Annotated in this window: 10 protein-coding genes; 3 read left to right on the forward strand and 7 right to left on the reverse strand. The window is 27.4% G+C overall.

Annotated features, from left to right (window positions below; all coding sequences use genetic code 11):
• Window positions 1-60 precede the first annotated feature (60 nt).
• Window positions 61-912, reverse strand: coding sequence for a MurR/RpiR family transcriptional regulator (locus tag K337_RS0115075; RefSeq protein WP_028857329.1), 852 nt, complete (start codon window positions 910-912; stop codon window positions 61-63).
• A gap of 471 nt (window positions 913-1,383) precedes the next feature.
• On the opposite strand from K337_RS0115075, the gene K337_RS0115080 reads away from it, so the two are divergent.
• The 3 genes from K337_RS0115080 to K337_RS0115090 all read left to right on the forward strand — a co-directional run bounded on the left by K337_RS0115080 (window position 1,384) and on the right by K337_RS0115090 (window position 4,107).
• Window positions 1,384-2,643, forward strand: a complete 1,260-nt coding sequence (locus K337_RS0115080; protein ID WP_028857330.1) for an MFS transporter — start codon at window positions 1,384-1,386, stop codon at window positions 2,641-2,643.
• A 51-nt stretch (window positions 2,644-2,694) separates the two neighbouring features.
• The gene (locus K337_RS0115085; protein ID WP_028857331.1) at window positions 2,695-3,732 is read left to right on the forward strand and encodes a M42 family metallopeptidase; all 1,038 of its coding nucleotides are present in this window, start codon (window positions 2,695-2,697) and stop codon (window positions 3,730-3,732) included.
• 114 nt (window positions 3,733-3,846) lie between these two features.
• A complete protein-coding gene (locus tag K337_RS0115090; RefSeq protein ID WP_028857332.1) occupies window positions 3,847-4,107 on the forward strand; it encodes a TIGR04076 family protein in 261 nt (86 codons plus the stop codon).
• Window positions 4,108-5,057: 950 nt separating this feature from the next.
• Here K337_RS0115090 and K337_RS20455 read toward each other — a convergent pair.
• The 6 genes from K337_RS20455 to K337_RS0115120 all read right to left on the reverse strand — a co-directional run bounded on the left by K337_RS20455 (window position 5,058) and on the right by K337_RS0115120 (window position 9,320).
• Complete coding sequence (locus K337_RS20455) at window positions 5,058-5,261, reverse strand: transposase (protein WP_211226124.1); 204 nt, start codon at window positions 5,259-5,261, stop codon at window positions 5,058-5,060.
• Window positions 5,249-5,659, reverse strand: coding sequence for a transposase (locus K337_RS20215; protein ID WP_281168355.1), 411 nt, complete (start codon window positions 5,657-5,659; stop codon window positions 5,249-5,251). The genes K337_RS20455 and K337_RS20215 overlap by 13 nt, the downstream gene beginning before the upstream one ends.
• 181 nt (window positions 5,660-5,840) lie before the next feature.
• Window positions 5,841-6,026: a hypothetical protein gene (locus K337_RS0115105; RefSeq protein ID WP_028857334.1), complete on the reverse strand. Its 186-nt coding sequence runs from the start codon at window positions 6,024-6,026 to the stop codon at window positions 5,841-5,843.
• Between the two features lie 252 nt (window positions 6,027-6,278).
• Window positions 6,279-6,788 carry a coiled-coil domain-containing protein gene (locus K337_RS0115110; protein ID WP_028857335.1) on the reverse strand — a complete coding sequence of 170 codons (510 nt, stop codon included), beginning with the start codon at window positions 6,786-6,788 and terminating at the stop codon, window positions 6,279-6,281.
• Between the two features lie 41 nt (window positions 6,789-6,829).
• Complete coding sequence (locus K337_RS0115115; RefSeq protein WP_028857336.1) at window positions 6,830-8,587, reverse strand: tetratricopeptide repeat protein; 1,758 nt, start codon at window positions 8,585-8,587, stop codon at window positions 6,830-6,832.
• A 271-nt stretch (window positions 8,588-8,858) separates the two neighbouring features.
• On the reverse strand, window positions 8,859-9,320 hold the full coding sequence (locus tag K337_RS0115120) for an OmpA family protein (protein ID WP_028857337.1): 462 nt from the start codon (window positions 9,318-9,320) through the stop codon (window positions 8,859-8,861).
• Between the last annotated feature and the right edge of the window lie 15 nt (window positions 9,321-9,335).

Genomic DNA, 9,335 nt, shown 5'->3' on the forward strand with positions numbered 1-9,335 from the left:
AAAATATTTAAATAAAAAATAAAAGCCTGGAAAACCCAGCCTTTTATTTAAATTTTATTATTACTTTGTATTTAAATATAAAAAATCCATTTCTACCCTTTTGCTTTCTAATTCTTTATAGATTTTTTCTTTATTTTGCTCTAATAAAGCCATTAATAATATATTACAAAATTCCATTACTACAACATAAGAATTAAAGAAACTTTCATTCTCTCCATTAACTTTAAATACAACATCACTAATAAGATTTATTTCAGAAAAAAGACTTCCTGTTACAGTAACTATTTTTGCTTTTTTAGATTTTGCAATCTCTGCTGCCTTTAATTCATCGATTAATGTTCCAGGAAAAGTAATTATGAGAAGAACATCATCTTCTAAAATATGAGTCAAATTTTCGTAAAGGCCTACTCCACCTCCTTGAAGTAATACAATATCTATCATCATTCTCTTCATGTGCCACGATAGAAATTCCGCTACAGCTCTACTTGCTCCAATACCCATTACATAAACTTTTTTATTTTTTTCTATATAGCTTACAGCTCGATCTAATTCTTCTGGATCTATTTCTCTAAGAAATTCTTCTAACCCTTTAAGATCTGATTTAACCATTTTATCAACTATATCGTGACTAGTATTAAAGTTATACCAATTTTCTTTGATTCTTTTAGATGGTGTTTTAGCATTGCTTAGTTCTTTAATTACATATGATTTTAAATCTGAGAAACCTTTAAATCCAATTGACCTTGACGTTCGTATAATAGTGGCATCGCTTACTCCTATTTCTTTTCCCAATTCTAAAGCAGATAGTATAGCTACTTTTTGTGGAAACTTCCCCATAAATTCTAGAATCTTTTTCTCTCCTTTTGTTAAACCTTTATAATTATTTTTATAATACTTTAAAAAATTTATCATTATACCTCCTCAACTATTTTAAAACAATTAATCCCATTATACCTTAAATAATTGTTTTTATAAAAAAAAGCTAATATTGTTTGTAAATTCTTTGATTTGATATATATTTTTAAAATATTCATAATGATATCATCTTTAATTTTCCTATTTAATATGCTATCTAATTTATTATTTGAATTTTGAGTAATAAAAAAACAATAATATTTAATTGATTTTTAAAATGATTGAGATTGTATCGTCTATTTTAAATAAATATACAATAAATAAAGTTCGTAATTATAACATATTAGTCTAAAAAAAGATATAACATAAGGTATGGTTGTAACATAAGAAATATATTACAATTTAAAACAAAGTTACTTTAATATAAAATCTATTACATATATAATGCTTTGAAGAATATTGTCGTAATACTTTAATTTATCAAAAAGTAGCTAAAATTGTTAATTAAAATAAAAGGGGGTTATTTATGTGAAAAATGAAAAAATGAATGGTTTGACCTTACTAATAATTATTGGAGTATCTGCTGGAGGAATGTTTAGTTTACCATATTTACGAGATACGTATTTTGTAGCGTTAAGAGATGGTCTACGTTTAACAAATACTCAATTTGGAAAATTATTATCAGTGTATAGCATTGTTAGTATTGCTATCAGTATTCCTTGTGGTTGGATAGCAAGTAAATATTCAGCCAAAAAAATCCTTATAGGAATTGTAGGATTAACTGCACTGTCAGGATATTGGTATGCAACATTCCCAACTTATTTATCTTGTCTAATTATTTTTAGCATTTGGGGTTTTACAACTACAATGTATTGGCCATTGTTAACAAAAGCTGCGCTTACAGTAGGAGGAAAAAATGGGAATGTAAAATCTTATGGAGTTGTTGAATCAACAAGAGCTGCTGCATATGCAATTATAAGTTTTATATCTGTAGGTTTATTCTCTTATTTAGGGTCTCAATCATTAGGAGTTCAAGGTGTAATTGTATTTTATTCTTCGATATTATTAATAGTAGCAATTGCAGCAGGAGTATTTATAAAGGACGATAAAGAAGATAAGGTTATTCAAAACGAAAACATTGATAAATTTAAACAAGTAATCAGAATATTAAAGAATCCCAATGTTTGGTTACTTGGTATGACTATTTTTATAACATTATCTATGTATATTTGTAGTGGAATGATTATTCCTTACTTAGAAGAAGTTTGGAAAGTGTCTCCTGAATTTGCTGCAATTTTTGGAATTTTCCGTTCAGCAATTCTCATAACAGCAGCTGGGTTAATTGGTGGAATAATCTCTAAAAAATTAAATAGTGTAATAAAGATGATTTTTATAGCATATGTTGTTGCCATAGGAGTTACAATAATTTTAATTCTTATACCTACACAACCAATGTTTAAAACTGTTTTAATCATTGTTTCTTTGTTATTAATATTTTCTATAGTTATTAATAAAACTATGTATATGGCTCCTACAGTAGAGATAGGAATTAGACCTGAAGATGTCCCAATGGTTTCAGTAGTATTAAGTATGATTGGGTTCTCATGTGAGATGTTTATGTATACATTAGTAGGTAACTTTGTAGATAAAAATCCAGGTATAATTGGTTATAGAAATGTATTTTATCTATTGATTTTTTATGGAATAATAGGTGTAATAATAATGGGAACTTTAAGATATAGAATTTCTAATAAGAATAGCAAAGTTCAATCTCAAACATTAAATTAGAAAAATATTGTATAAATGTATTATTTAATGAAATTATATAGGAGGATAACAATGAATATAAATAGTGAATACTTATTAAAGAAATTAACAGATATACTAGCAATAGATAGCCCATCAGGAGATTGTATTGAGGTTATAAATTATTTGAACAAAAATTTTAAAGATTTAGGACTTACAACAAAAATTTCACCTAAAGGTGCCCTTACAGTAATTATTAAAGGGAGAGATGTAGAAAATCCAGTAGCAGTGACTGCACATGTTGATACTCTAGGAGCTATGGTTAAAGAAATAAAACCTAATGGAAGATTAAAACTTACACAAATAGGAGGATATCCTTGGCCGACAATAGATGGAGAATATTGTACAATTTCTAGCTTAGATGGGAAAAAATATAGAGGTACAATCCTTTTTGATAAAACTTCGTGTCATATCTATGGTGATATTCCTAGAACAATGATAAGGAATGAAGAAAATATAGAAGTAAGAATAGATGAATTAGTTTTTTCAAAAAAAGATACTACTAAACTAGGAATAGAGGTAGGAGATTATGTATATTTTGATAAAAGAACAGAGATCAGGAAAAATGGTTTTATAAAATCTAGACATTTGGACGATAAAGCTTGTGTAGCAATACTCCTTGAAGTTGCAAGAAATATTGTTGAAAATAATAATATTCCATCAAAAACAACTTATTTTATCATATCGAATTATGAAGAAGTGGGCCACGGAGGAGCAGGTCTAATAAATAATAAAATAAAAGAAGTTATAGCTGTAGATATGGCTACACCTGGAATAGGGCAACAATCAAAAGAACAAGAGGTAACTATATGTGCAAAAGAAAGCACAGGACCCTATGATCTAGAATTAAAGAAAAAACTTATAAAAATAGGAAAAGAAAAAAACCTTAATTATAATATCGATGTGTTTAAATACTATAATTCTGATGCGAGAGTTGCATTGGTTGCAGGAGGGCAGTTTAAGCACGCTCTTATAGGTCCAGGAGTAGACGCATCTCATGCTTACGAAAGGACTCATATACAAGGCCTTGAAAATACAGTTAAGTTGCTTATAGCATATTTAAACTCTTAAACATAAGTAGTATTTAAACTATTCTGTTAGTTTTAAAGTGAAAGGGAAGAGTATTAAAATTTAAAAATAATCTTACTTGTAGGTGATTATGACAGATAAAAAGGAGGAGAAATAATGAAAAAAGCAAAAATACAAATAACAGTAGTTAATAGGCTAGGTAAATGTAAGTGTCACCGTGGACATCAAATTGGAGATTCTTTTGATTATGATACACAACGAGGTGAGATCTGCCCTATGGCAATGCATATAGCATTTCCGTATATTGATATTCTCAGATATGGTGGATCTCTTCCAGCTAATAAAGATGGAAAAAATTATTTTTGTTGCTCAGATGTAGATGTAATCAATGTTTTTAGTCTTGAAATTACAAAATAAAATAAATCTTATCTATATGTTCTTTTAAAATCCAAAATAATTTAAGATTATGTTAATTTTTTATTGTCATCATTAATTTTGGCGTAATAATTATAGAAAAATATAAAAGGGCATTTCGATCTAATCAATCGGTCTGCCTTTTCTTTACAATATTCCTTATTTTGATTTTTAGATTAAATAAAATAATTATTATAATACATAATATCTGTATATATCAACCCTTACTGGCAGAAATTAGAATTTATATAAATTAAAAAGTTGTAAATTAGTACATAATCATAAATTTAAATATATATTTATAAAAAAAAGAGAAAAGTTAAACCATCAAATGCTAAAAGTATTATATTTGATAGAGGAAAAAACTTGCTAAATGGGAAGAGATGGACAAATCTACTAAAATTGGTATATTCTTTAGCGAGCCTAGTTCAGCAAGGCAGGAATTGTTAAAAAAATCTGCCTAAATCAACAGACCTATCAAAACATAGCCAAAAAAGAGGGTGTCCAGAAAAGTCTGCAAAGAGAAAATAGTTCCTATGATAATTTTTAACACGATAAAAAGGGGCTGTTGCAAGTTTTGTGTAAACTCTAAAAATTAATGTAAAATTTCTATAAAATGGAGAGGTGTAATTGCTTTAATTACTGTTTCTCCTTTTTTACATAGTAGAACTTTCTTTTTTGTGTGTCAAGAGCAGAGCCTAAAATTAGCCTCTTTAAAAAGGTGTATTTTAGATTGTACTTACTTTAATCTTTTTTCAAAAAATATTTGTAATTGAGAGTGAATTACACCCCAGTTTCTTCGGCGTCCTGTCCATTTTCGTGTAATATCCATTGTAGTGAGATAAAGAAGCTTAAATAAACTATCATCTGTAGGAAATACAGATCTACTTTTACTTGCTTTTCTTAGCGGCCTATTAAACCCCTCTATTCTTTAATTCATTCATTTAAAGTAGCTAGAACTTAGTACTTTCATTTTCACCAACCCACATCCATAAAATTTCTTTCATTCCATCCATATTAATTCCAATAGCGATATAGACAGCCTTTTTAACTATGCGCCCTTCACTTCGAACGTTGTAATGAATTGCATCCATAAAAACTACAGCATATGTGTCTTCTAATGGCCTATCTTGCCATTCTTTAGCTATAGGAAAGATCTTATCAGAATTCTACTAATAGAACTTTTGGAGATATCAAAATCATACATATCAGCGACATGAGTCTTAATATCACTAAGAGTCATTCCTTTGGCGAATAAAGAAGTAACTTTTCCTTCAAAGTCTTGGCTTATTGAGTTTTGATGCTTTTTAATGATCTGTGGTTCAAAATCATTGTTTCTGTCTCTAGGAACACTAATCTCAATTTCTCCAGATCTACTTTTTAGTGTTTTTTTAGAATATCCGTTTCTAAAATTATCCGTAGGTTTATTAAGGTAATCATATTTACTATAACTAAGTTGCTCCTCAAACTCTCCATCCAAAGCACCTTCAAGCATTTGTCCTAATACACTAAAATCTAAGCTATTATTAGGTGCTTTACTAAGGTACTCTCTTATTAGCTCTTTTCGCGCTAATTCATTAGGGAATAAATCTTTTCTAAAAAAACCTCCAAATTAATGTAATTATAGCTTACACCAATTTGAAAGTTTACACAAAATATGAGACAGATCCTTCTAATCACTATATCTTAAGAATAACGACTTACTATCTACCACAAACTTCCTCCTCTTAAAACTATTATTGACACTTCTCAATTTTAACCTTAATAATATTTCCACCTATACTTTCAACTAGTTTTTCAGCCTTATTTTTATTTGTAAATAACCTTGGCTTTCCTATTGTACAAAATGTTATACGAGTCGGAATTGAAGTTTCTACAAGATATGCTTCATTTTTTACTATTATATAAAAATTCTGTTTCATCAACCCTCCTACTACTTAGCTAATATCCATTCTCTATTTATTTTAAAGTCTGATTTTATTTAATATTATAATAAATTTACTCCTTAATATCTCTAATGGTATGAATTGTTTTCCAACAATTTATATGTTATAATATTAATTTTTTCTAATTAAATTGAAATTGCATTACTTCCTCTAGAAGAAATATAAATCATAGTTTTTATAATAAACAACTAAAAAGGCACTAATTTAGTGCCTTTTTTAACATCTCAATTATTTAGGTTGAAATTCAACTTTTTTTAATTTTTCTACTATATATTTTGCTATACTTGGTTCATATGAATAGTGTCCTTTCGAATTATAAAAATCTTTATCTGAAATATAATTTTCTAAAACTTTTTTCACTACCGGATATGTATTCCCCTTTGAATTTCTAATTTTCAATTCATCATAAATACTTACAATTTCAAAGGGGCGTCCTGTCTGCGTTTTTAATTTTAACCCTATATGTAGTATATCTAAATAACTTAAAAAGCTATCATTATTTTTTATATCCCCCACTTTATTTTCTAACTCTTGATTTTTACTAATTAATTTTTGAATCTCGCCTGAGTATTTAATCTCTTTTGTTTTAAACCCCTCTATTATTATATTTTTTTCTTGAATAGCATTTGCTAGTTTTTCTTTCTGAGATTTCATCCTTTCAACACTTTTTTCTAAATTATCAATTATTATATTTAACTCAGCTAGTTTTTCTTTTTCTTTGATTCCAAACAAACTCATAATAAACCTCCATTTTTAATTAAAATAACTTATTCAAATCTTTAATTATTTTCTTTTGTATTCCACACAATAGACTCTGTTATTAATTCCAATTCAAAATCCGTTTCTGCTAATTTTTTCGCAACAGAAAGAATTTCAAGTGCTTTTTTATGCTCATTTAACCTACCGTATAATCTACCTAATTCATAATAAATTTTAGCTTTTGGTTTAGATATTTTTTTAGCTTTTAGAAAATATTTTATAGAATCCTGGTATCTCTTAACTTCTCTGTAACAATCTCCTAAATTCATCAAGAGTTTAGGGTTATTTTCTTGGCCTAAAGAGATTAAAGTCTCAAATACCACTATAGCTTCTTGATAAATTTTTAGCTCAAAAAATGACTGTCCAATTATATCCATAAAAAACATATGTAAATTAAGATTATTTTCATTCATATCCTTTAAATCTACTTTTTTTATATACTCAAGTGTTTCAGTATATCTTTCTAAATTATAAAAAGTACAAATTATTTCACTATAATTATCATAACTATGATTACCTTGTTTTTCTGCTTTCAGTAGATATTCTAAACCTTCCTCTTGTCTTCCTAACCTTATCAGGGCAAAACCAAGTTCATATAGTAGTGTTGGTGTTAATTGATTTTTATTTATCTTCTCTTTTGAATCTTTTACGTGATTATTTAGATTTTTTATAAGTTCTTCATCTATCTTTTGAACCTCTTTTTCATTCGTAGAGATTATTTTAGCATTCACAAGATAATTCCAACCTTCATGATATCTTTTTAATCGCGTCAAACAAAACCCTATCTCATAATACAAGTCATTTTTTACTCCTAAATTATTTTTAGCATATTGTTCACAATAGACTAAAGCTTCTTTAGCTTTTGCTAACATAGTTTCATTGTCTATATTATCAGATTCTAATCCTTCTAATGCTCTACATTGTTCTATCCTTATTTTAGCTAAAAATAATGACCTTTTTTCTTTAATTGATTCTAGGCAATTAAAATAAACTTGCTGTAAATTTTTATGGAGAAGATAATCCCCAAGATAAATAATAAAATCAATATTTTTTAGATCTGATATAAGGTTTTCTACTTGTTGAAACTTTTCTAATTCAATATTATTTTTTATTAAATATTCTATTATTATAGAATTTTCATTCTCATTCAATGTTTCGAACTTAGACAGCCACCTTAAAGACTGTTTATAATCTTTTAATTCGTATAGTGTTATTCCTATATTTTGTATTATATCTTTATTCCAACCACCTGAAATTTCCAACCCCTTATACAAGATATCTAACGATTCTTTTTTTCTTTGAAGTATTCGATAAGTTGTTCCCAACTCATTAAAGATCCAGGGATCCTTTCGCCCGAGTTCTTTGGCTCTCAATAAATTTTCTAAAGCTTCTTTTGATCTCCCCAGCGCATTTAATGTCCACCCTTTTTCACTGTATATCCACTCATCATCTCTTCCTTCTTTTGAAACTTCCTCTAAATATTTAATGGATTCTTCATAATTGCCTAAACTATTATTTAAATGTGCTAAAAAAGATATATTCTCTATATCTTTTTTGTAATGGTAAGAAACTTTAACCATCTCTAAGGCTTCATATGGACTTTCCATAGCATTTAATACCTCACTTTTTAAGAAATACAATTTAGATAATTCTGTAATTTCTTCTTCCGTTAAATCTTTTCCCATTCTATTTATAACATGATCTATATTTAATAGAGCCGTTGTATACTTTCCTTCTTCATATAAAGTTCTCATTTTTTTTAAATCTTTTATCGACATAATGCCTCCTAATTTTAATTATATTATTTAAAATAGCTATTATGAATAAGCTATTATGACTAACATTATAATTATTACACCTATTATATTTTTTAATATAAATTTCATAATTTATTACTCCTTTTAATTGCCTTTCTAAACATGAAATAATAAAAAGTTGCTTTAAAATTAATTTTAAAACAACTTTTTATATTTTTTTTGTATCTATTCTCACAATAGATAGTTCTTTTATATCCTTACTCCTCCTATAGACATTTTAGAATAAGTAAACTTAGTTATTCGTTTCTATAAATGTAATTTCTACACGTCGATTGGCTGCCATTTCAGGGATAGATTTTTCCAGTTTATAGATAGGTTCTCGTTCTCCCTTACCAACAACTTCTAGTTGATATTTATCAAAGTCTAACCTTTCCTCCATATAGTTCTCTATAGCCCTAGCTCTTCTCATAGAAAGTTTATCATTATATTCATAACTACCATTTGTATCGGTATGCCCAATTATAATTAAAGTTCCTTCTAATTCTTTAATTTGGTCTATAAATTCATTTAATTTAGGAATATCTTTATTTAGAAGGACTGACTTGTCAAAATCAAAGTTCGCCCCTGCACTAAGAGTAAGTTTTAAGATTACCCTTGGAACTTTTCTGATTACAATTTTTTTATCTTCTCTATAGTTTGGTTCAGCACAAGAAATAAGTGTAAGAACCATAACTAATAAAAAAAGTTTTTTCATGTGTTAACCACCTTT

The organism is Psychrilyobacter atlanticus DSM 19335, assembly GCF_000426625.1.
GTDB lineage: Bacteria > Fusobacteriota > Fusobacteriia > Fusobacteriales > Fusobacteriaceae > Psychrilyobacter > Psychrilyobacter atlanticus.

Bases quoted from the DNA above. Each gene is read 5' to 3' on its own strand.
- K337_RS0115075 (WP_028857329.1), bottom strand. From the start codon at position 912: ATGATAAATTTTTTAAAGTATTATAAAAATAATTATAAAGGTTTAACA.
- K337_RS0115085 (WP_028857331.1), top strand. From the start codon at position 2,695: ATGAATATAAATAGTGAATACTTATTAAAGAAATTAACAGATATACTA.
- K337_RS0115090 (WP_028857332.1), top strand. From the start codon at position 3,847: ATGAAAAAAGCAAAAATACAAATAACAGTAGTTAATAGGCTAGGTAAA.
- K337_RS0115105 (WP_028857334.1), bottom strand. From the start codon at position 6,026: ATGAAACAGAATTTTTATATAATAGTAAAAAATGAAGCATATCTTGTA.
- K337_RS0115110 (WP_028857335.1), bottom strand. From the start codon at position 6,788: ATGAGTTTGTTTGGAATCAAAGAAAAAGAAAAACTAGCTGAGTTAAAT.
- K337_RS0115115 (WP_028857336.1), bottom strand. From the start codon at position 8,587: ATGTCGATAAAAGATTTAAAAAAAATGAGAACTTTATATGAAGAAGGA.
- K337_RS0115120 (WP_028857337.1), bottom strand. From the start codon at position 9,320: ATGAAAAAACTTTTTTTATTAGTTATGGTTCTTACACTTATTTCTTGT.